Below are 23,630 nucleotides of genomic sequence, written 5' to 3' on the forward strand. Positions count from 1 at the left end.
CATTGACGACGAACAAACCCTGAAGGGGTTTTTCAATCGCTTTCCATACCGATTAAATACTCATTCACAAAACGCCATAATCGACGGCCAACCATCATGGTTCCGGCTGGCCGACTAGTGGTTGTTCTTCTTCTGGCTGTGCTTGTGGCAACATCACCGAGTTGCCTGCGCCGAAACGGTCCGGATCGAGAAGATACAGATTCTGCCGCCCCGCCACCTTCGGATCGATGATTGTCAGCGGACGCATCGACAACACGCGTTCAACCGTGTCCCAATACATTTGGGTGCGTGTCAAATGTTGGTTACTCCGGTGCGCACTCAATAGACTTTCAAACCGAGCCGCTTCTCCCACCGCCGATTGCACTTGCCGCGCGCTTTGATGATGCGCCGCATGCAGCTTCGAGGCCGCTTGGCCCGACAACGGGCTTTTGCCGTTGGTTTCGGTGGTTAATTTCGCCCACAGCTCATCGTCGAGCGACCAATCGGCGACTCCGCCGGTCGTCGATGTTGGTGCGGATTGCACGTCGCTTGTCGATCCGCTCAGCACGCGAATTGCATCTTCGCCCGCCGCTTCCAACACGTTGCGGGCATAATACGCTTGTGCATCATTCACCAACTTTTGTTGCATCTCCATCGCATCAGCGACGTCACGATATGCGGGAACCACGTCGATCGGCGGATGCACGTCTAGCAGATTCACACCGGTCAGTTCCACTCCCAAATCATAGTCATCCGCCGCAAGCTGCGTCAGCTCCAGACAGTCCGCTTCCATCTGCTGCCGGCCACTGGTCAAAATATCATTCAAAGGCAATTGCGCCACTAACCCCCGCAATTTGGTTTCCGCCACGGCCCGCAACATGGTCTGCGGATCCGCACTGGCATAGGCGAACTTTTGCAGGTCCCGCACGCGGTAATGCACTTCGGCCGTGATCTCCACTGGCACTTCATCGCCGGTGAGAATCAATGCTTCCTCGGGACGCGACTGATAATCGGCCCGCGAATGTTCCGACTGCCATTCCACAAACGCCTGTCTCTCGCCACCCGCCTCACGCTGCGGAGCCCGAAAGCCCAAGGAAATTGTGCGAATGCTGGCGAACTTTTCACGGCGGACCACTTCCAGCGGAGCGGGCCAACGGAAATGGATCCCCGAGTTCAACATCACCTCTTGCCGACCAAAACGCGTGACCAAGGCCGATTCATCTTCACGAATCACGACCAGGTTTGACGTCAGCCAATATACCAACAGCGCCGCAGCGGCAATCTTGGCCAACATCTTCCAGTGCCGCACCAAACCAAAGGCCAACCGTGATGGCGAGAGCGCCGTGGCCACGACTTCGGAAAAGCCCCCGAGCGATTCCACGCTGCGTCCCAGACGCGTTTCGTCCCAACGCTCGAACCACAACAACCGCATCGAATTCAACATCACCGCCAACGAGGCAAATTCATGGAAAATCGCTCCGCCAACCGGACTGAGGATTCCCCATGCGCACAAAATCACCCCCAAGCCGTTCATGCCAAACGCAAACAGATAAATGCTTTGACTGATCACGCGCACCAACTGTCGCGACAAACGCAACAAACCGGGCAACGGCGTGAGCGGATCCCCCATCAGAACCAAGTCCCCAGCTTCGGCGGCAACGTCGCTTCCGACTCCTCCCAGCGCCAACCCCACGGTCGCTGAGGCCAATGCCGGTGCATCGTTGATGCCGTCGCCGATCATGGCGACTTTTTTGCCCGCCTTGGTCTGCTCTTCGATCCACCGTGCTTTATCGGTCGGCAACAATTCGCTGCCAATTTCATCAATGCCTTCTAAGGCTGCCGCCACCATTTGCGCCGGTTCGGCTCGATCGCCCGTCAACAACGCGAACGACTCGATCCCCTCGGCTCGCAATTCGGCCAACACCTTGCGTGCCTCGGGCCGCAGCGTATCCCGTACGCCAATCGCCCCCACAAGTTGGCCGTCAATCGTCACCAACAATTGTGTCGGGCCTAGACTGTCAGCTTCATCCAATCGTTGTTCAAAATCCTCAGGCAACACGATGCCCATCGATTCCAATAACCGACGATTGCCCACCACGACCCGGTGCGACTCCTGTGCATAGTCCGGCCCGAGCGCTGTACCGCGTATCGCGCCGGTCACGCCGCAACCGGGATGCGCCTCAAATTCCTCGATGTCCGGCACCACGCACATGCGGCTCTCGGCTTCACGGACGATTAACCGCGCCAGCACATGTTCGCTCCGTTTTTCCGCCGCCGCTGCGATCCGCAATATCTCGGTTTCGTCCAATCCCCCCCAGGTGACAATCCCGCCCAGCGCCGGTTCGCCGCGCGTCAGCGTGCCGGTCTTGTCAAACGCAATGCAATCGACCTTGGCCAAACGCTCCAGGGCAATCGAACCTTTTGTCACCACCCCGTTGCGCGCTAGCCACGCCAGAGCTGCCATCACCGCGCTGGGTGTCGCTAAGATCAACGGACAAGGACAAGCCACGACCAACACGCCCAGGGCGGGCATCAATCCGGCGCGCCAATCGCCGGCAGCGATCCGCCAGCCGACCAACGTGGCTGCCGCAGCTGTTAAGACAAATGGCAAAAAATACCGCGCTAACCGGTCCGCCGTCCGCTCGATGGGCGCTTTCCGCTCCATCGCTTCGGCCACCATCCGCAGCACTTGCCCGAACGTCGTCTCCTCACCTGTTTTTTCGACTTCAACCGACAGTGCCCCGAACTGATTCAACGTCCCGGCAAACACCTCGTCACCGGGAACTTTATCAATCGGCAGGCTCTCACCGGTCAGCGAACTTTGATCGACCGCCGAGGTCCCCGCTAGCACGCTACCATCGACCGGAATCCGTTCGCCGGGACGCACGACGACCAGTTCTCCCACGGCAACGTCTTCCAGATCGACGTCCACCTCGTCGCCGTCACGTATCACATGCGCGGTTTTAGGGCGCAGATTGAAAATGCTCAACACCGCTTGCCGCGCTTTGCCGTTGGTGTAGCCCTCGATACTCTCGCCGCAAATGGCGATGAAGACCACCAGCGCCGCCACCTGCGGCTCGCCGAGAATAATGGCCGCTAAGCAGGCAATCGTCAGCGCCAAATCCGCACCGATCCGCCCATCAAACAGGCCTTCGAGCGTCTGATACAAAATCCGCGCCCCACCGATCACCGCCGCCAGCAGCGCCAAACGGAAGCCGAACAGCGTCTGATACGGTTCCCAGGCGGGATTGTTGCTGATTTGAATGACAAAATCGGCCGCCAACAGCGCACCCACAATCGCCGTTAACAAATACAACGGCGCAGAGACGTAATGAAAGCTGGTGGCTTCCTCGTCTTCAGATGCGGTCCCGCCGCTTTCCAAAAAAGCACGGGCCGATTCGGGTACGTAATGCATGACGGATCGGTTGGGTAATAGAGACGCACACTGCGCGCCAACACATACAAACGGGAGGAAATTGCACGGCCCCAGTCAGCATCCGTTCGGGTCAAAGCCGCCTGACAATCCATGCTACCCGACACCCGAAGCCGACGCCAGTGGCGTTGAGGCAGACAGAGCCCCCGTCAGGCCGATTCCGCCGGTTCTTCGACGAATTTCACGTCGATATCTTCCGGAATCGGGATCGAGACCAGTGGTTGGCCATGCGCCACGATGCAGCAGGCGGTTTTCAACGAACCGCGGGCCAATCGCCGTTCATCGCGATAAAATTCGACCTCGAACGTCAGGGATTTGACACCCTTGCGCATCAATTTCAGGCGAATTTCGATCACGTCCTCAAAATAGGCCGGTGCCTCAAACGTGCACTGCGCCCGGACCCGCGGCCAGCCAATCACCGACCCATCGGGCCGCGTCATCGAAACGCTCAGCCCCAACGACCGCAAATAGGCATGCTCGGCTTCTTCCATGTAGCGGTAAAAGTTCGAAAAATGCACGATCCCCGCCATATCGGTTTCGTGAAATTGAACGCGGTGGGTCGCAGTGAACATTTCTCGGTGGTCCAACCTAACAAGCAGTAGGTCCAGCTGTGCCGGACGATTGCGAGGACGATTAAAAATTAAACGCAGTCTCTAAAAAACGGCCGGTCGAACCGGCCCTACGAGTCCGTTTATGCCTAAATGCATATCGAGGACAGGGTGACATTGATCGTTAGTCGGTGTTTGACTTTGTTGTCAAGATGGTGAGTCCGGAAAAAACCGCCGCACCGTCTCATCCGGCGGCGGGGATGTCACCAGGGAGACCGCGACCAGCGCCACCACCGACGCCACAGTGATCGGCAATACGGGCATCATCTCCAGTTGCTGACCGAAGGCCGGTAGCTGAAACGTGTAGTTGGCATTGGCCCCAAATCCCGATTCCGCAAACAACCACAACCACATTCCCGCCACGGTCAGCACACACGCATACGCGCCGGCCACGGTGAGCCGTTTCCAATACAGCGCTGCGAACACCAGCGGAAACAGGCCCGTATAGCCGCTGAAACACCAAATCCCCATCGCAAATACACTCCGCGGCTCAAACAGACTGAGTCCATACGTCACTGCGACAATTGCCACAACAAATAGCCGTGCCCACATCACGATCTGTTTTTCACTGAACCGCTTCTTGTCCCAATAATGCAACACAATATCGTTCGTGAAGATCGATCCGATGCACAAAAATTGGCTGTCCAATGAAGACATGATCGCCGCCAAGATTCCCGCTGACAACAAGCCCCCCAGCACCGGACCGGCCAATTTGGCGACCATCAGCGGCAACTCCGTATTTGGGCGCACATCCGGCGGCACGATCAACTGCCCGTTCAACGTCGCTGACGTAGCCCAGACACCAACCATCACGCACGGAGCCCACACAAGCATAATGAACAGCGGATGCACGATCACCGGCAGTTTAAACGTCTGTGCGCTGCGGGCAGTCAGCCAATGCTGAAACACGTGGGGAAACATGCCGACCGACAGTGGAATCAACAAGTATGTGGTGAACATAAACTTGCTCATCTCGCTCCGCGTCAATCGATCGGGATGAGCCTCAGCGACTTTGGCAGTCGCTGCTTGCATGTTGGCCCATAACCCCTCTTGCCCGCCGATGCCGTTGGCAATCACCACAAACGTCACCACGCCCAAAATCATGAACACACTGGTTTGAAATGTGTTCGCCCAAGCGGTACCCCGCATGCCGCCAAAGAAGACATAAATCAAAACCACACTGCAAATCACCAGCGCCGCCAACCAGTGCGGCACTCCACCCCGCGTTGCGGCAAACGTCTCAGGAAATGTTCCGATGGTTGCACCGTTAATCACCGCTCCCGACGCAATCACGCCGATCAATAAATACGGAATCACCAGCCCCACGATGATCGGAAACAACAGCAGTCCAATACCGTTGTCCCCTAGCCGATCGCGAAAAAATTGAATCTGCGTCGTATAGCCGTGCTTGTACCCTAACGACCAGATTTTCACGCCGATCAATAAGAAGCAGAGCGAATGCACAATCCCGCTCGACGACGCCATCAAGCCGTAAACGCCGATTCCTTCGCGAAAGGCTTCGCCCGTTGAACCAACCAACGCAAAAGCCGTCATCGTGGTGCCGAACAGCGACATCAACAACAAAAACGGCCCGATGGAATGACTGGCCAGCATGTAGTCTTCGCCCGTCCCGCGAAACAAACGCGACGAGAACAGCCCCAGCCCCAGCAACAACGCCAAATAAGCGCCGATGATTGCCAATTGTGTCATCCCTGCCCACCTTCCGTCGTCGAGAGATTCGACGATTCGGTCTTTTCAGCGGAATGCGGCCAGCAATAGATCGTCGCTAAGCACCATAACACTGCGGCGGCCAGCGATATCGCTAGATGGGACGCCAACCCTATCGGCACAATCCCCAGCAACAACGTGCCATCATCCCACCACCAAAAATCCTGATGCAGAATCAGCAGCACGACGACAGAAATCCAAATCACATATTTCATTGCGTATTCCGAATGTGGTGTAACCAACCGCCCGATCAAACGGACGTCTGCGGACTGATGTCTCCCATGGCGTCGAAGATCTCATCCACTCCCGGCCTGAACACATTGCCAATGAGGATGTCCACCAGATTCGAATGATACTGCGGATGCGCCTTGAGAAATTTGGCGAAACTGAACTCGGGCGAATAAAAGGCATACACCAATTTACGGAACGAATCCACGCCGCCGCGATACTTTGTCTGCCAGTTTCCCAACGCCTCGCCGCTCACATCACCGTCTCCAAGTGCCGCATGGATCGCGTCGGCTCCCATCTCACCCGATTTGAGTGCGAGATACACACCGCTGGAATAAACCGGATCGATGAATCCCAGCGCATCACCCACCAACACCCAACCATCACCAGCGCCTTGTCGCGACGAATAGCTAAAATCTTTGGTCGTGTGAAAGTCGTCACAACGTGTCGACTCGGCCAACCGAGCGGTAATGGCTGTCGACCGCTCGGCCTCTTCGGTGAAAACGTCCGCAGCGGTACCCCGCCCAGCAGCGAACATATACTCCATCGGACCGGTGCAACCGACGCTGACGATGTTGTCGGGCAAAGGGATGTACCAAAACCAACTTTTCTTTCCGGGCGTCTGGATGATTAACGTTGCCCCCTCATCACGCCCCGGATCGCGGCGTGCATTTCGGAAATACGACCAGACAGTCCCCATTCTCAGCTTGGGATCGGGGACTTTCAGTTTCAACCGACTGGCCAGAAAAGCTGATTGTCCCGTGGCGTCGACCACAACCTTCGCGGATACGTTTCGCGGATCATCCTCTCCCGCCAATTTCACGCGGACGCCCACGGCCCGTTCGCCGTCAAACCGAACATCTTGAACCTGCGCAGCGGTATGGATGACCGCACCTTTTTGAACAGCGTTCTCCAGCAACATGCGGTCGAATTCCGCCCGCACCACTTGCCACGTCTGCGACGACTCATGCGGGTTGTGTTTGTCAAAATAAAACGGAGCCGATTCCTGATTGTTTTCGTTGACGAATTGCACGCTGTATTTCTTTGGGAAGGAACTGGCCCGCAGTTGATCGATCAGTCCCAATCGCTCAAGCGTCCAATACGTCTCAGGAATCAGCGATTCCCCCACGTGAAACCGCTGCTGCCCCGCTCGTTCAAACAGCACCACACTGTGACCGAAATCGGCCAACAACGTGGCCATCGTCGCCCCTCCCGGACCGCCGCCGACGACGATGACATCGTACGCATCCTCCACCGGGGGACAGAACGCGTCGCTGCCAGTTGTTGCTGTACAAAATTTCCAATCGTCGCCCATTTTCAAATCACTCCGTCGCTGTCAGCGGTGCTGAGATTTCCAGCAAATCCACGGCTGGTTGATGGTTACAGAAAATTGTAGCCAAACGTCCGTACGTGACATCCCCCGGTTGCATACCAAAATATCCCAGCAATTCCGGCCCCGGAGCCACACGCATAATCGCCGCCAAGTCGATGTGCCGCAACACATTATGATTGATTAACACCCGCCCCAACGGAATCTGCCCCGCCAAGATTTCTTCTCGCACAGACTGGGTGACGTAAGCGAAATTGAATCGCACAATCCCGAATTGCACGACTTCGTCCGTCCCGGACTTCAGCAACAGGATCTTGCGGGTATAGGTATCATCTTCCAAATGCCGGTCAATAATTTGGACGTCCACTTTGCAGCCATGGTACTCCTCCATCGTGACCGTCATGTGGTGGTCGTGCACCAACATTTGCTTATACGGTTCGGGTGTGAGCGCCGAGGGGATGTGTTCCGCCTCCGACACCAGAGCATCGCTGCCGCCAAACAGTCCGGTCAAAGCATCAAGTTCGTGTCGTGGATTCACAATAATCTCGTCGCGCTGGTGTGGGAGTCAATGACGGCTCCGAACGGAGCACCGGTTGGGGGGGAGTTTTCATGGTGATGATGTACGGGTTCAGCTACGCTCTGCACAAATTGAATCGTTACGTGTACCGCACCTCGCGATGTTCTTCCTCAAAGTATTCCGTCAGCAGCGAATCGACTTGCAACAATCCGCGGCGGGTGAGAATCACCTCGTCTCCTTCGACGGTCAAATAGCCGGCTGCTTGTTGGGCGGCGAAGGCGTCGCTGAATTCCTCGAAAATATCGACGCCGAACTTTTGGCGGAACGGCTCGCCGCTGATGCGGCCCTCTTTGAGTTGCAAAATCACTTCGCGAATCAACGTCTGATGCGGCGAGGGGGTCAGTGCGCGATTGACCGGCAACCGTCCTTCGTCGCAGGCAGCGACATAATCGTTGAGTTGATCCAGGTTCTGATAATGCACCCCTTGGAAATGCCCAAACGAGGCGACCCCCGTCCCCAACAAATCGATCCCACGGAACAGACTATCGCGATAAATGAACTTGTCGGTTTCCAAGTTTTTAACCACTTCATTACCGCTGCTGACTTTGTAACCCACCCCCGCAAGCGTATTGAATGCCTCGTCCACCCAGCGGCGTTTGGTCGCCCAACTCGCGACCGGCGATGCCAAGCCCCCCTCCTGCATCTCCTTGGAGATGATCGTGTTGTAGGGCAGTTCCATCTGATAGATCGTGATGTTATCGGGCGACATCTTGCCCGCTTTGTCAACGCAATCCGCCCAGTTCTCGTCCGTCTCGCCGACCATGCCGGCAATCAGATCGATATTCACTTGTGGAAAACCGACATCCTGAATCCAGCCATAGGCCCGCTGGACTTCCGGAGTCAAATGCGCCCGTCCATTTTCTTCGAGGATCTTGTCGTCGAAATTCTCAACTCCCAACGACACCCGCGTCACGCCGATATCACGGAGTGTTTTGACCTTATCCAAACTCAACGTGCCTGGCTCGCATTCAAATGTGACCTCGCGGGCATCGTCCCAGGAAATCGATTGATGCAGCCGATCGCGCAATGATTTCAATTGCTTGGCGCTCAGGTACGACGGCGTCCCACCACCAAAATAGACAAAATCAAATTTGCGCCCGGCAATCCCCGGCTGTTCAGCCAATAGAGCGACCTCTTTGATCAGCGCCTGCACATAGTTTTCGATCGCCTTGGCGTTTTGATCGGTGTAGACGCGGAAATAACAAAACTTGCACCGCTTGCGGCAAAAGGGGATGTGAATATACAGCCCCAACGGCCCTTCGCGCCGCGGCGGCTGCTCGAAGGCCTCGACGATTTCATGCACGTTCTCCCGTTTCCACAGAGAATAGGGAGGATAATTCGTGACGAAATAACTGCCGATTTCGGTGGTCGCCGAAGTTTCGCTACTCATAAGAATCTCAAATCATTTTTGCAAATGCGGGCCTGGCTCACATCGGTCAAGCAGGCCGTGATTTTAAACCGCAGTGTGTGAAGATGCCCAGCCACTGACTCGGCACGCATGCCGCTACTTTGCGACCTTGGCGCCTTTGCGTGAGGCTTTTCTACTAAAAGGGGTCTAGAGCACATAAAACCTGTCGTCCTGCATATACAGAGCGCGTCGTGACGCTTCCGACGACACTGTGTCACGAAAGTCGTGCTGATTATTTAAAACGAAACGAATAGACGTCGGCGTTTTTGATGGTGAAACGGAGTTGAACAATCCCTGCACTCAAGTCGGGATCCCTCTCCCAAGTGACCGCACGGTCGATGGAGTCCCCCACAATCGGCTGCGAGAGACCAAGCACTTTTCCATTTTCATCCAGCACTTCAATCTTCAGTGAGCCGTCTTTGGGGACAACGGAATTTAAGAGCAACTCTTTGCCGGTATAGCGCAGTGGTTTCGTCACGACTTGACCACCGTCCTCGCCTCCATGCAGGGCAACGAATCCGTCTACACGATAGACGAATCGACGCACGCGGCCCGGTGTTTTCTGGTAGTAGTTTTCCGTCCCGTAGACTGAAATTTCATCCGGTTTCCCGGGAAGCTGAACCATTCCCCAAACCATATAATTGCTTCGATTCAAATTGCGGTCTTTTGGTGCGGTGCGAGGAATCACGGGGCTCGTATACCTGCGAAATGTGACGCCGTCACGGCTGGCCATGAAGAGTGGTTCCACTTGTTCTGATTCCTCATAAAAGCGTGTGGGGAATCCCAGAAACAGGTGCGGGGCGCGGAAATACTTCTGAATCGCATTTGTATACAGTTCCACGGGGGGCGAGTCTTCCGTGTAGGTTAATTCCTGACCGCTATCCCAGTGAATGAAGTCCTGGGATGTCGCTGTTCGAATGGCTCGGATCTTATTCGGATAAACCCGCCAATACGCGCGGTATTCCTTGCGGTCCGAGTCCCAAAAGACGATGTTTTGCGAGTCGAATCGTCCATTCTTAATGATGGGCTCCTCTTTCACGCGATTCCAGTGAATGCAATCTGGTGAGGTAAACCCGATCAACCCATGAGCGAGACCTCCCACACCCTTGTACCGCGATTCATCTGGGGTTGCTGGATTGTCGTCCCGAAAAATGGTGAAGTTGTGGTGCACATTGCCGCCACTTCCCAAGTCGAGGATGTTGTTCTCTTTCTTACCGCGAAACGAAAACATGCCAAGATTCGGCTTCGTCCAGTGGATGCCATCTTTGCTCTCCACATAGACCGCGATTCCCCAGCCTTTCTTCGGATTCGCCTTGTCGTGCTGCGCTGAGCGATAGACCATTCGGTAGATGTCGTCGTCCTGCAAAACGGTGAAATAAGCACAGATATTCCCGCCCCAAGGTTCGTCGTGAACTAAAACGACCTCTCGAGGCTGAGGATTCTGCACGACCTGCTGCACGTCACCTGTGACCTTCTCAATGAGATGGCTGTCAACGAACAACTCCAGTCGACTGCCAATATCAATCGGTTCAGCGCCCTGACCAACTGTGGACGTACCGATGGTGACAAGTAGAGTGACGGTGAATGCCAAAGCCTTGGCTATTTGCACGATTCGCTCCGTTGGATTGTGTGAACTGTTGGCAAACTGATTTTCGTAGTGTGAGTCGCGATCCGGTCGAATGTTTTACGTCGGACAACATGCGGTCACTCTGCTTGACGAGGAGCGCTGTGCACGACGGCAAGCCGTCGGTTTGGGATGCTGCGGTTTCACGCCCGCGAATCTGTGTTTTATCCGTGTTTAATCTGTGGCGTAAAAAATTTGTCCTCTTGGTTGCGGCTCTGCCGCGCTGTGTTCATCCGTGGCGATATCACTGAGCTGCGGGCTTCGTACCGAAACAATAGATGTAACCTTTACTCGATTCGGAACCGATGACCAAACAGCCTTCGCCGACCGCCGGTGATGCGGTAAATGGCCGGCCGCCTATAAAGCGGAATACTTCTTTTCCGTCGGCTAGGTTCAGACCGTACAGTTTTCCGTCGCCGGAGCCAAAATAGACGCGGTCGCCCACCACCACTGGTGAGCCGTCGACCGCGCCACGGGTATCGAACATCCAACGCCCTTTGCCCGTCGCCCGGTCGATGCAGTGCAAACGTTTGTCACCGTTGCCCACCACGACCACATCGTCGGTCACCGCTGCGGAGGAATGAAACGGGTAATGCCGCCGCTCTGCTTTATACGTCCACAGGTGTTTGCCGTTTTTCCAATCGACCGCCCAAAACTCCGCATCGTGATTGCCCACATACAGCAGATCGCCCATCACTGCTGGGGATGCAATCACATAACTGCCGACTTGTTGCTGCAACGCGATGTTTTCTTTTCCGGTGGTGATATCAATCACCCGCAACAACCCATCGCAGCCGGTTGTGAATGTTGAATTGCCTTCCACGGCGACCGAACAATTCACCGGCCCCTCGGTGACGACTTCCCAAACTTTTTCGCCCGTGGCTGCCTTCAAGCAGTACAGCGACTGGTCGTGCGAACCGACGATCACATGTTCCCCCACCACGGCAGCGGCGCCGACAATTTGATCGTTGGTCCGAAACTTCCAGCGTTCTTTGCCGTCCTGTCGATTGATGGCATGAAACACGCCCTCCTCGTCGCCGAGATAGACTGTATCGCCGGACACCGTAGCCGCTGCGTTAAAACCGGGTGCGAATTCCTCGGGATCGTCGCTTTCGATCGACCGATAGGTCCAAATTCGCTCGCCATTTTTCAAATCCAAGCACAGCACTTCGCCTTTCAGTGTGCCGATGTAGACACGACCATCGACAATCGCCGCCGTCGCCGTCACCATTTCGCCCGCTTCGTGTTTCCACAACAACTCCGGTTTCTCCGGCAGCGTGGTTGTAGCGATGCCGCGTTGCTCAAGTCCGTTGCGGAAGTTCGGCCAGTCGTTTTTCGCCGGCTTTTGCTCATCGCCGCCGTGAACGATGCTCCCCAGCAGACCGCCGCAAGCGAGGATCGACAACAACAGCCAACAGACGGTGCGTCGCGCGGTCATCACATGGCGCATTCGTAAATCTCCTTCAAACTTTGCTGATCGACCGGACGCGGATTGAAGTTGCCCGTCCATTGCGTAGAGGCCTCCTCGGCCAATTGCGACAAGGAATCGGGGTGGATATTCCAAGCCGCCAAACTCGTCGCCTGTCCGCTTTCGGCAATCAATTCCCGCACAAAATCAGCCAGCAATTCCCCGGCACGTGCATCATTGGCGGCGCACAACCCGCAATCGACCGCCAAATCACCGTACAAGCGGCCGACCACAGCAGCATTGTAACGTATGATGTGCGGCAACATGATGCCTACCGCCACGCCATGCGTGATTTCGTAATGCGCCGTGAGCGGATTTGCACAAGCATGCGCCGCCCCCAACATCGCATTCTCAATCGCCGCTCCCGCCAGATAGGCCCCCAGTTGCATTTTCCCGCGACCATCAATATCCGTCGGACGTTGCATCACGCGGCGGAAGGACTTGGCTGTCAACTGCCACGATTGACGGCTAAAGAGTTGCGAGACCGGATTCCGACTTGTGGAAACATACGACTCGACCGCATGGCTAATCGCATCGACTCCGGTCGCAGCCGTAACCGAAGCAGGCATGCTGACTGTTAATTCCGGATCAAGAATCGCGATTTTGCAAGCCGCCTTTTTATCCCCGCAGGCCATCTTCATGTGCGTCTTGGAGTTGGCAATCAAAGCAAACGATTGCGCTTCGCTGCCCGTTCCCGATGTCGTCGGCACGGCGATCATCGGCAACATTGGTTTGGTGGCCTTCCCCACCCCCCAATAATCCTCCATCCGCCCGCCGTTACTGAGCAGAAAGTTCACCCCTTTACCGCAATCCATGCTGCTGCCGCCCCCCAAACCCACAATCAAATCGACATTGGCCTCCTGCGCAACGGCCAAAGCGCGGTCCACATCGTCGGTTGTCGGATTTTGCTGGACATCGGTGAACATCGTCACTTGCAGACCAGCGGCATTGAGCGATTCCAGTCCGTGTTGCGCATGCCCTGCTTGCTGTAGTCCGGGGTCTGTGACTAAAAACACGCGGGTCCCGCCCAACTCAGTCACCAAGCTACCCAGTTGATTGAGCGTGCCGGGACCGAAAACCACGCGTGTCCGCGGGGCATAGTCAAAGGGGACCAACCGACCGTTCTCGGCCGGTCGTGGCGAATGGGACGGTTCTATATTTGTGCTGCCAGACATAGATCGGCGTCTTGGACAATTCTGTGAGGAAGTTCGGTGGGGAGGAATATTCAGGTAGGCGTTGTCGGATCCAGGCTCCGCTCACAAATCACCTCATGATGTGGTTCTCGTAGAACGACGTCCTGAGTGCGATCCGCATGGGGTCAGCGGGGCAAGGCGACGCCGACACGTTCTGAAGTGGCAACGGCCGCCGACATCTCAAGATCAATTGTACGCGACCCCGTTCCGGAAGGCAAAGCGACCGGACCATTTGCGCCCATCCCCTACCGCCCGAACAGGCAAACATTGCCAAGATGGCTGAGCCGGAGGGGAGTGGAATATGTCCCAAGTCGCGCGTCCCGCCAGTAGACCTCCACCCGCCGCTGCCTCCCCATGCATGGCCATATCGCGCCGACTCCCCGGCAAATGGGAACGGAAACGAGAGAAATTGTCCTAGGCTTACCTTAGAAAACTGTTTCACTATACCGGACGATCAGCATGTTCGGTCGTCAGCGGGGGGGTCGTGTGGCTTGTGCCTGTTTTGCTTGCAGTTGCCGAGCACAATTTTTTGACCGCCCCCCAAACGTGGTTTATATTCAACATTACCAACGCCGTGTTGCTTTTTTGAAACACTGCGTTGCCAATAAACCTCAACGTTGCTCTCAACAGGGCGGGACAAACGCGGCCGGTGCACATCGGTTGCCACCGGTCATTGGCGAGAGGAGTCGAACCGTCCGCGCGGCTTTCGTCGCGGGCGTACTCTCCGAGACAATCAGCCATCCTACAGATTTGCACTCCCCCCACGGTGATGCGGACCGCTCGCGGTGCGCCGCTGCTGAGGTGAGAGGAGGACTACATGCGCCTACGCAGTAAGATACAACTGGCCGCTCTACTTTTACTCATCGCCTCGACGGCGTACTGGCCCGGCCTCTCCGGGTTCGCCGACACCGCTCGCGGCACCCAAGTCAGCCGCGAAATCCAACAAGAGATTTCCGCTGGCCGCCAACTGGAAGCGTCCCGGCAATGGCTCGATGCCATTGAGCATTACGAAAAAGCCTACAAGCAATGGCCGGACAACTCTTCGCTCAAATTGGGGCTTCGCCGCAGCAAGTTCCAATTCAGTATCGTTCGTCGCTATTCCGACAAATCATTCCGCGAATCGATGCTGCGTCTGCAAGAAGCCGAAGCCTTACAGATTTACGATGAACTTTCACAGACCATCGAACGCCGCTACGTAGAAAACATTGGACCGACGTCCATCGTCGCCCACGGCACGGAAAGCCTGTGGTTGGCGCTGCAAAACGAACGTTTTCTGGAAACCAACATCCCCAACGCCGACAGAACACGGGTCACCGCCCTGTGTCGCTTGCTGCGGGAGAGCTATTGGAACAAACCCGTGCGGTATCACGGCCAAGCAAGACAGGTAATTTTGGAGATTTGCAAGATTTCACAGGCCCGTCTGGGACTGCGGTCGGCTCCGATCATCATGGAATACGTCTTCGGCAGTTGTAACGCACTGGACGACTACAGCAGCTATCTCACCCCCGGTCGCCTGAAGGATCTGTTTGGCAACATCGACGGTGAGTTCGTTGGACTGGGCATCGAAATGAAAGCCGAGCTGGGCAACGGCATGTTACTCGTCAATGTGCTTCCCGACAGCCCTGCCGATGCGGGGGGACTCACCCCGGGCGAATACATTGTCAGCATCGACGGCACGGATTGCCGCAACATGTCCACCGACGAAGCCGCCGAACGGCTGCAAGGAGCTTCGGGAAGTCGCGTGATTTTGGAGATCCAAGGAGCACCGGGAACACGGCAGCGACAAGGGACATTCATTCGCCGCGCAGTGTCGATCAAGAGTTTTCCGATCGTCAAAATGGTGGATTCCAGCGAAGGGATTGGCTACATCCAAATGACCGGCTTTCAACGCAATTCCACACGGGAGCTCGATGCTGCGTTGCGGCAACTCCAACAACAAGGCATGCGGGCCCTGATCTGGGATGTCCGCGGCAACCCGGGCGGTTTGTTGGATCAAGCTACTTCGGTCCTGGACCGATTTATTGAAAACGGCGTATTGGTCTCCACCCGGGGACGCAATGGTCAAGTCAAAGATGTCATGCGAGCGACACGCCCCGGAACGTGGCAGATGCCACTGGTTGTGTTGATCGACGGCAATAGCGCCAGTGCCAGCGAAATTGTTGCCGGAGCCATCCGTGATCACCATCGCGGCACGCTGGTTGGCCGTAAGACGTATGGAAAATGGTCGGTTCAAGAAGTGATGCATACACGGGGCAATGCCGGCTTGCGATTAACAATCGCCAAGTTTTACTCGCCCAGTGGCCGCAATCACGCTAAAGTAGGCGTATCGCCCGATATTGAAGTTCCTGAACCCGATCAAAGCCGGACGTATTATCGCTCGCCGACCGACTTGAATGTCGCCGGGGACAGTGATTTGCAAGCCGGCTTAAGAGCCCTTCGCCGACAAATGGCCCAACGATGACGCAACAGGTTCCGGACTGGATCCACCAAGGCCGCGGTGCCACGCCCAATGTCGATTGGACCGTGAGCACCGAGGCGCCATTGGTGGCGCTGCAGATGGGACGCGAAACGGGCGAAGTCTTAGCGGCGGACGAAGCGGGCGGCTTGTATTTGATCAACCGCGCCGGAGCCATCAGCGCAGTCTCCCGCGGCCGCGCGCCGATTCGTGCCATCGCCTGGGGCGACACTGGGGGAGGAGGAATTGCTCTGGTCGGCAAACGCACCCTCTACTGGTTCAATCGTGGTCTAAAATTCGACAAGAAAATCGTTTTGTCCGACCGCGCTCTGAATGTCGCGCTCGACGCGCATGCCGAATACGCCGTCGTCAGTCTTGATGGCGGCCAAAACCTCATCTTCGACGCGCCCCGAAAACCGATTCACGAATTCAAAACCTACCAGCCGTTGGCCCATTTGGAATTTCTGGTCCACGAACCAGCGATTTTCGGTGTGTCCGCCTTCGGGATGTTCTACAAATTCGAATTCAGCGGGAACGAGATCTGGGGTGAAAACCTGTGGTCCGATGTCGGCGGTCTTTCGGTCTCAGGCAACGGTTCCACAATTCTGCTAGCCTGCTTCGCTCACGGCATACAACGCTACACCGGCGATGGCGAAAGCGATGGTTCGTACCAACTCGGCGAGACGGTTTCGCGAATTTCCTCCAGTTTCAACCCTTATCGCATGATGGCTGCAACTATCGAACAACAGTTGTGCTGGCTCGATTTTCAAGGTCAAGTACTCTGGTCTGCTACCACTCCGCACAAGACCGTTGCCATTCATTGCGACCCGTTGGGATATGGTGCGGTGTGCGGATTCGAGTCGGGTGAGATTATGCGACTCTCATGGGATTGATTTGCCGGTCACGATATTTTCGACCAGTCGGTTTTGACTCACGATTCCCACGGGCGTTATAATTGAACTTGTAAATTGGGTCCCTCAAAGCGGTTTTAGCTTTTGATTGTTTTTGAGTTCTAGAGGTTCAATGACGACCGATCCTCATGCGTCAGCGGAATCCCCCGGCGAAAATCGCTCTCCCGCTACCGGTCCCGGTGCCACCACTCGCCCAAGCGCAGGTCCAACGGCCAGCCCAACCGCCGGTCAAGGTGAGATCCCCCAATCGATCGGCAAATACCGCATCGAGCGTCGTTTGGGCGAAGGCGGTATGGGGACAGTCTATCTGGCCATCGACACCGAATTAAAACGCCACGTCGCCTTAAAATTGCTTCGCCAAGAACGCGCCGGCAATCCCACCCTCGTCAAACGCTTCCAAGCCGAAGCCAAAACCGCCGCCGCACTCAAGCACAAAAACGTGGTCGCGGTCTACGAAGCCGGTCAAGTCGACAGCTTCACTTTCATTGCCATGGAATTCGTGGATGGCATCGATGTCCATGATCTCGTGCAACGCCGCGAAGTCATCCCCGTCCGCCGCTCGATCAATATCATCAAACAAGTCGCTAGCGCGCTGCAACATGCGTATGAACGGGGTGTCGTCCATCGCGACATCAAACCCTCCAACCTGTTGATTCAACGCGATGGGACCGTCAAATTGGCCGATTTGGGCCTGGCGCGGATTATCGACGAATCCTCCGATGCGGGAATTACTCGCGACGGAACCACCGTCGGCACTGTCGACTATATGTCGCCCGAACAAGCCCGTAACAGCCGCTCGGCCGATACCCGCAGCGATATTTATTCACTGGGCTGCGCCTGGTTTCACATGCTCACCGGCGAACCCCCCTATGCCGACGGTGGCTTAACACAGCGTCTGCGGCTACATGCCGAGGGAAAGCCCCCCGACCCGCGCGACCTCAACCCCAAGGTCCCCGAGGGAATTGTCGCTATCTTGAATCGCATGATGGCCAAAAACCCCGATGATCGCTATCGCACACCGGCAGAGGTGATCAAAGAGCTCGATAAGGTCAGCCTACAACGCAGCACTGTGGCGGGGCAAATCCTGTCCGATTTGGACGAGCCCGAGGAATCCGACGGCAAGCCCGCCATAAAAGTGCGAAAAAGCGCAATCCCCTTGCCTTCCCGAGATCCCAAGTTGGGCAAGCCAGAATCTCAGGGAACGGTCGTCTTCCCCATGCGGCTCGTAGGTACCGTGCTCGCCGGAATTGCCGTGTTGGCGTTGCTGCTCTACGGATGGTCGAACTGGATGCCGAGTTCCAGCGAAGAGCCTGTCGATATCGATTTCACCGGGGATCCGCTCGATGACCGCGACCCGTTCGAACTCCAAAATGCTCCCGAAGTCGACCCCAACGAGAAACTCGAAAACGAAGACAAACAGAATCCGCCCCCCGACGGCGCTCAAGCAGCCCCCGCTGAAGATCCGTCGGCAATAGCCCTCACTCCGGCCGACAGCGATCCGGTTGTCCAGGGAGAACCCAAAACCGTAACTCCCATCGAACGCGCGCTGGCACAAAAACCGTACCTACCCGACTGGGCCATGCGTTCCACAATTACTGCACGGCGAAAAGGCTTGGTCACGGCAACCGTCGCACTCCCCTCCACAATCGGTCCCAACGCCCGCCCGCCAACCATCCCCCTCAAGCCGCATCTGGATAAATTGCCCGCAGCCGGGGGAATCCTGCTGCTGCCGACGGCCGGGCCGTATGAATTGAACTTGGCCCAACTACAAAATCATCAGCACATCGTGATCAAGGGGGGCACCCCACGACCGGCTGTATTCATCCGGCAACCAGCGGGCCAGCCGATCGCCCTGGACGTCTCGCTCCCCATTTTGGAATTTGACGGGCTGGACCTGTTTTTTCATGTTGCCGACGAAACCGCCCCACAGCCGGCCGTTGCCATGCACGCCGGTACCGGCGAACTGCTGCTGCGAGACTGTTCCGTGCAAGTGCTGGGAAACCAGCAAGCGAACATCGTCGCCCTTCAAATCGAAAAGCCCGCAACCGCTGCTCTCTCCGCAACCACGCGGCTGCTTCTCGACCGCTCGGTCCTCATGGGACCGCATCTGACCGCTGTGCAGGTTGATTCCGATCACGCCGACATTGTAATTCGCGACAGCCTGATCGTCTCGGGCAGCGCACCGGCTCTGCAAATCGCGCAATCACGCGCCACCGCAGCCAAATCACAACGCTGGCTAAGATTGATCGGTGATACAATTGTCTCCAGAAGCCACGCGGTTGAGTTGCTCAACGGTCTCTCGATCGGCGATGTCGCCCCGGCACAAATCACCGCCATCGATACGGTATTTGCCAATACTGCAGCTGTTGAATCAGCCGCCATGTTGGGCTTGCGAAACTGGCCAAGCACCGCCGGACAACTGCAAAACCTCACCTGGGAATCAACCGGCTCAGCCTATCAAGGTTGGCCCCGGTTGGTGCAAAATCGCAATGCGAAAATCACAGAGGGCATTGCCGCCGACTTTACCGACTGGAAATCGCTCTGGCCGGTCCCGGGTGAAGAGCCACAATTTCATCCCACCCCCTGGCCCACATCAGCGGTCGGCTTTTCGCAACCGCTGGACTTAAAACCATTCGCATCCCAAACGCTTCCCAACACAGTCGCCGTCAGCTTGTTGGGTGACCAACCGGGCTGTCGTGTGGCGAACTTGCACGTCGGCACGGCGACTCTTCCCACCCAGACGCGCGACATTCCACCCCGCCCCTCGTTTCCAAATGCAGTCGCAGCGGAATTCAAAAACGCCGAAAGAATCCCATTGGACTTAACCAAACGGGACTTGGGTAGTTTTCTCCGCAAGACCCGACTTCCGCCACGCGTCGTGATTGTCGCTGAAGGATATGGACGGCGGGAAATCACGCCGTTTTCGATCACCGACCGCGCTGTGCGAATTGAATTTCGCCAAAAAGGGGGTGAGGTCCCGTTAAAATTGGTGGCAGCCGCAAAAAGCCGCGGCTCCGTGAACAAGCCAGCGAACGATGCCTTGATGACCGTACTGAGCGGCCGCCTGGAAATTGTAGGCGGCGACTTTGAGATGTCCGCCTCCGCCAATCGGCCCGGTTTTGACTGGTTCCTCGATGTACGCGATGGCGGTTTTTCGATTGAGAAATGTCACCTTGCCGTGCGGTCGATCAACTCCGCGCGTAATCCAGGACTCATCCACTGGCAAGACGACACGACCGGAGCCTCGGCGACTCAATCGCGCATTGGCCTGATCCGCGACTCGTTCCTTGTCGCCGGCGGCACGCTGATTCAAGCTCAAATGCGACAGCGACAGTTGTTCGTCAACAATGCGATCCTCGTCTCACCGGAAACGATTTTTTCACTCGACGTCGATGTTTCCCCCGCAATTCCGCCCAGCAGCCTCGTCCTGCAGAATTCCACACTCTCGGCCGCGAGAAATTTTTTCGAGGTCTCCACCGCCAACCCTCACGATTCGCGCCGCGCCGCCTTGGGAATTTTTGCAGAGCGGACAATCTTTGCCGCGCCGACGCATACCGATTCAGAGGCAGCCACACCGGTCGTATTCGCCGACCGGTCCGCAGTTGCGGGTGGGCCAGTGGCCTGGATAGGCGAGCAGAATGGCTACTCCGACGAAATCAAGAACTTCGTCGTCGCCGATCCCGGGAACCTCTCCGACACATCTAATTTCAACTTGGGCTGGATAGAGACCTGGGGCCAGGACAACGTCCGTTCTCCGCTCACCAAACCGGGAGGCGTTCTGTTTGCCGCGCCACTCCCCACTTTGGAGGAATTAGTGCCCCAACATTTTACGCTGCACGGCAGTGCCGAAGCGAACGCCTGGGAGGGGCAACGGCTCGGCGCAGACCCGACCCAGATTGTGCCGCAGACATCCGTCAAACCAAATTCCTCATCCAAGCGAACGAAATCCAACGGGTTTTGAAGTTCATGTCCGGAGCATCGCCTCGACCGCTTCTCGTGCCAGCGACTTCATGCCAGTTGTCTGACTGATGCTGCCCAAAGTACCCGCTGAACGGGAACCTGTTGACATCTCCTCGCCCCCAAAACTGCGATGTTGCCGCTTTTGGGGCCGGTTTGCTACACTGTCGCGCTGTTGTGGCAACGAACGCACGGTCAGAACTCTGAATGTGCCGTTCCGGCCACAATTTCTCGTCCGACAGCGCTAAGTTGAAACGTCAAAATGCCGATAACATCCTTTCGCCTAGCATGTTACGTCGCGGATGTTACTCGTCCCCCAAATCGGGACGACCGAATATTCAATGGAGCGTTGTCGTACTAAAGAGTCCCCAATACCTCCGTGCGTCGAGATCTCACACATCCTCTGAATGTCGGTAAGTCAGACCGACACGCATCACCCACAGAATCAAAAAGTGCACTTAAGCACCCATGGCCAAACTATCCCAGGTTGATCTCACTGATCTCAATCGTTCGATGGAAGAGCGTACGCCGCAGGAGTTGCTGGCGTGGGCCGCATCGATCTTTGGCGAACGCATTGCCATTATGTCGGCCATGCAAAAGGCGGGCAGTGTCGTCTGCCATATGGCTTCGGCCGCCAAGTTGCCGCTCAAGGTCCTCTTCGTCGACACCGGTGTCCATTTTCAGGAAACGCTCGAAACCCGCGACCGCATGATCTCCGATTACGGGTTGGACGTCATCACACTGCATCCACAGCAGACCATGGCGGAACAATCGGCCGAAATGGGCGTGCTGTACCTGACGCCCGATGGCCAAGCCAAATGCTGCGACCTGCGGAAAACCGAACCGCTGATGCAGGCCACCAGCGACTTTGATGCGCTGATCAGCAGTCTGCGCCGCGCCGATGGCGGACGACGAGGGAACGTTCCGATACTCTCGATCGACACCAATACCCAAACGCTGAAAATCAACGTCCTCGCGAATTTCAGCGATCAAGACTTTAATGATTACATCGTGCGGCAGAGTGTGATCGTTAACCCACTGCACGAACAAGGATTTTCCACGATTGGCTGCAATCGTTGCACCACCCCCGTCCTGCCCGACGAAGAAAAACGGGCCGGACGCTGGCGGCATCTGGGGCCTTGGGCCATGTATTGCGGGATCAACCCCACCGATGTCGACCGTGGTGGATCACCCGCGATCGAGTTACCCTCGGAATTGATCGACAAAATCCTCGGCCGCAACGATGATTTCGTCATTTGAAGCTGCAGTCAAGTAATAGAGTCTCCAGACGTTTCCCCAACCACAATCAGGAACCTGGATGACATTATAAGATTCGTTTTAAGACAGGACTTAGCATGCTGGAATCGGAAAAGGAATTTGCTCTCTCTGCTGTACAGGCGGCCGCCGCAATTTGTCGCCGCGTGCAATCCGGCATTGCGCTGGACAGCCTGGACAAAAAAGACCGCTCGCCCGTCACAGTAGCCGACTTTGCCGTGCAAGCATTGATCAGTGGTCTATTGGCCGAACAATTTCCCGACGACGCATTGGTCGGTGAAGAAGGTGCGGACCAACTGCGTGAGGCGAGCGCTGAGGAATTGCGAAATCGAGTTGTCACCGAGGTGCAATCAGCACGCGACGATGATCCGACCAGTGAAACCGTGCTGGATTGGATTGACCGCGGACAGGCCGCTGGTGGAGCACAGGGGCGATTTTGGGTATTGGACCCCATCGATGGCACCAAAGGTTTTCTCCGCAAAGAACAATACGCGATCGCCTTGGCCCTGATCGAAAACGGCCAGGTCCAACTTGGCGTGCTGGGCTGTCCGAATCTGCCTGAATCGATGGACGAGGCGACCGGTCCCGATGCCGGATATGCCTTCGTGGCGGTCAAAGGCGAAGGATCACAGGCCGCCAAAATGCCGGCTGATGGGACGCTCGGGGAATTGTCGCCGATCGCCGTTTCCACTTCCGACGATCCCGCTTCGGCCCGGCGGTGCGAATCGGTCGAGTCGGGACATGCCAGCCACGATGAAATGGCACAAATCGCCGAAAAAGCACAAATGACCGGCGAACCGGTGCGTCTCGACAGCCAAGCCAAGTACGCTACCGTGGCACGCGGCGAGTCGGTCGCCTATATACGACTCTCCCCCGATGCCAGCTATACCGAAAAGATCTGGGATCACGCGGCCGGAGAGATCGTGGTGACCGAAGCGGGTGGTGTGGTGACTGACCTCATAGGCAAACCGCTGGATTTCACCCAAGGACGCGGGCTGGTCAACAATCGCGGCATCATCGCCACCAACGCCGCCCTACACGAACGCGTGGTGCGGGCTACGGCTGAGGTCTTGGGGTTTTGAAAATAGGCGTGAGGCGCCAGAGGAGAGGCTTGAGGAGGAGTGGGCGGCTTTATTTTCCCCATAATCCGCTTCCCTTTCGACAGGTTCGCTCACCTGCTATAATGTTCGATCCGAACTCAACCGAAAACTCAACTCATAATTACGAGGTCATACAATGGCGAAAACACAGCGGAAATTGAAAAAGGCGAATCATGGTGCCCGTCCGGCCAGTTCTAAGGCCCGCAAAGCCAAACGAGCGAAGCTGAAAACGTAGTATTCGTTTGCGACGAATCACCAAACTATTCAAAACGGCAGGCCTTTTCGGTCTGCCGTTTTGCATGCGCTGAGCACAATCCGCCACCTCAAAACTCTCGGCGGCGTATCTCGTAATCCCT

16 protein-coding genes are annotated in these 23,630 nt (G+C 56.4%); 6 read left to right on the forward strand and 10 right to left on the reverse strand.

Annotated elements, in window-relative coordinates:
* Nucleotides 1–94: 94 nt before the first annotated feature.
* The 10 genes from CA54_RS03270 to CA54_RS03315 all read right to left on the reverse strand — a co-directional run bounded on the left by CA54_RS03270 (nt 95) and on the right by CA54_RS03315 (nt 13,558).
* Nucleotides 95–3,394: a cation-translocating P-type ATPase family protein gene (locus tag CA54_RS03270; protein ID WP_146369428.1), complete on the reverse strand. Its 3,300-nt coding sequence runs from the start codon at nt 3,392–3,394 to the stop codon at nt 95–97.
* 167 nt (nt 3,395–3,561) lie between these two features.
* Nucleotides 3,562–3,984 (reverse strand): acyl-CoA thioesterase, encoded by a 423-nt coding sequence (locus CA54_RS03275; RefSeq protein WP_146369429.1) that lies wholly within the window; start codon nt 3,982–3,984, stop codon nt 3,562–3,564.
* Between the two features lie 183 nt (nt 3,985–4,167).
* Nucleotides 4,168–5,730: a sodium:solute symporter family protein gene (locus tag CA54_RS03280; RefSeq protein WP_146369430.1), complete on the reverse strand. Its 1,563-nt coding sequence runs from the start codon at nt 5,728–5,730 to the stop codon at nt 4,168–4,170.
* Entirely contained in the window at nt 5,727–5,963 is a 237-nt protein-coding gene (locus tag CA54_RS03285) for a DUF3311 domain-containing protein (protein WP_146369431.1), read from the reverse strand. The genes CA54_RS03280 and CA54_RS03285 overlap by 4 nt, the downstream gene beginning before the upstream one ends.
* Before the next feature lie 35 nt (nt 5,964–5,998).
* Nucleotides 5,999–7,291 (reverse strand): NAD(P)/FAD-dependent oxidoreductase, encoded by a 1,293-nt coding sequence (locus tag CA54_RS03290; RefSeq protein ID WP_146369432.1) that lies wholly within the window; start codon nt 7,289–7,291, stop codon nt 5,999–6,001.
* A 7-nt stretch (nt 7,292–7,298) separates the two neighbouring features.
* Entirely contained in the window at nt 7,299–7,844 is a 546-nt protein-coding gene (locus CA54_RS03295; RefSeq protein ID WP_146369433.1) for a hypothetical protein, read from the reverse strand.
* A 118-nt stretch (nt 7,845–7,962) separates the two neighbouring features.
* Nucleotides 7,963–9,273, reverse strand: coding sequence for a coproporphyrinogen-III oxidase family protein (locus tag CA54_RS03300; RefSeq protein ID WP_146369434.1), 1,311 nt, complete (start codon nt 9,271–9,273; stop codon nt 7,963–7,965).
* A 250-nt stretch (nt 9,274–9,523) separates the two neighbouring features.
* Entirely contained in the window at nt 9,524–10,900 is a 1,377-nt protein-coding gene (locus CA54_RS03305; protein WP_146369435.1) for a hypothetical protein, read from the reverse strand.
* A 259-nt stretch (nt 10,901–11,159) separates the two neighbouring features.
* The gene (locus CA54_RS03310) at nt 11,160–12,365 is read right to left on the reverse strand and encodes an outer membrane protein assembly factor BamB family protein (protein ID WP_197532176.1); all 1,206 of its coding nucleotides are present in this window, start codon (nt 12,363–12,365) and stop codon (nt 11,160–11,162) included.
* Complete coding sequence (locus tag CA54_RS03315) at nt 12,353–13,558, reverse strand: iron-containing alcohol dehydrogenase (RefSeq protein ID WP_146369437.1); 1,206 nt, start codon at nt 13,556–13,558, stop codon at nt 12,353–12,355. The genes CA54_RS03310 and CA54_RS03315 overlap by 13 nt, the downstream gene beginning before the upstream one ends.
* Before the next feature lie 835 nt (nt 13,559–14,393).
* Here CA54_RS03315 and CA54_RS03320 point away from each other — a divergent pair.
* From CA54_RS03320 to CA54_RS30145, 6 genes are all read left to right on the forward strand, one after another.
* Nucleotides 14,394–16,037: a S41 family peptidase gene (locus CA54_RS03320; RefSeq protein WP_146369438.1), complete on the forward strand. Its 1,644-nt coding sequence runs from the start codon at nt 14,394–14,396 to the stop codon at nt 16,035–16,037.
* Nucleotides 16,034–16,924 (forward strand): hypothetical protein, encoded by an 891-nt coding sequence (locus CA54_RS03325; RefSeq protein ID WP_146369439.1) that lies wholly within the window; start codon nt 16,034–16,036, stop codon nt 16,922–16,924. The genes CA54_RS03320 and CA54_RS03325 overlap by 4 nt, the downstream gene beginning before the upstream one ends.
* Before the next feature lie 130 nt (nt 16,925–17,054).
* Nucleotides 17,055–20,903: a serine/threonine-protein kinase gene (locus CA54_RS03330; protein ID WP_146369440.1), complete on the forward strand. Its 3,849-nt coding sequence runs from the start codon at nt 17,055–17,057 to the stop codon at nt 20,901–20,903.
* Between the two features lie 464 nt (nt 20,904–21,367).
* Nucleotides 21,368–22,159, forward strand: a complete 792-nt coding sequence (locus CA54_RS03335) for a phosphoadenylyl-sulfate reductase (protein ID WP_146369441.1) — start codon at nt 21,368–21,370, stop codon at nt 22,157–22,159.
* Nucleotides 22,160–22,254: 95 nt separating this feature from the next.
* Nucleotides 22,255–23,256: a 3'(2'),5'-bisphosphate nucleotidase gene (locus tag CA54_RS03340; protein ID WP_146369442.1), complete on the forward strand. Its 1,002-nt coding sequence runs from the start codon at nt 22,255–22,257 to the stop codon at nt 23,254–23,256.
* 154 nt (nt 23,257–23,410) lie between these two features.
* Entirely contained in the window at nt 23,411–23,509 is a 99-nt protein-coding gene (locus CA54_RS30145) for a 50S ribosomal protein bL37 (protein WP_369299126.1), read from the forward strand.
* The last annotated feature ends 121 nt before the right edge of the window (nt 23,510–23,630 follow it).

The organism is Symmachiella macrocystis, from assembly GCF_007860075.1.
Classification (GTDB): Bacteria; Planctomycetota; Planctomycetia; order Planctomycetales; family Planctomycetaceae; genus Symmachiella; species Symmachiella macrocystis.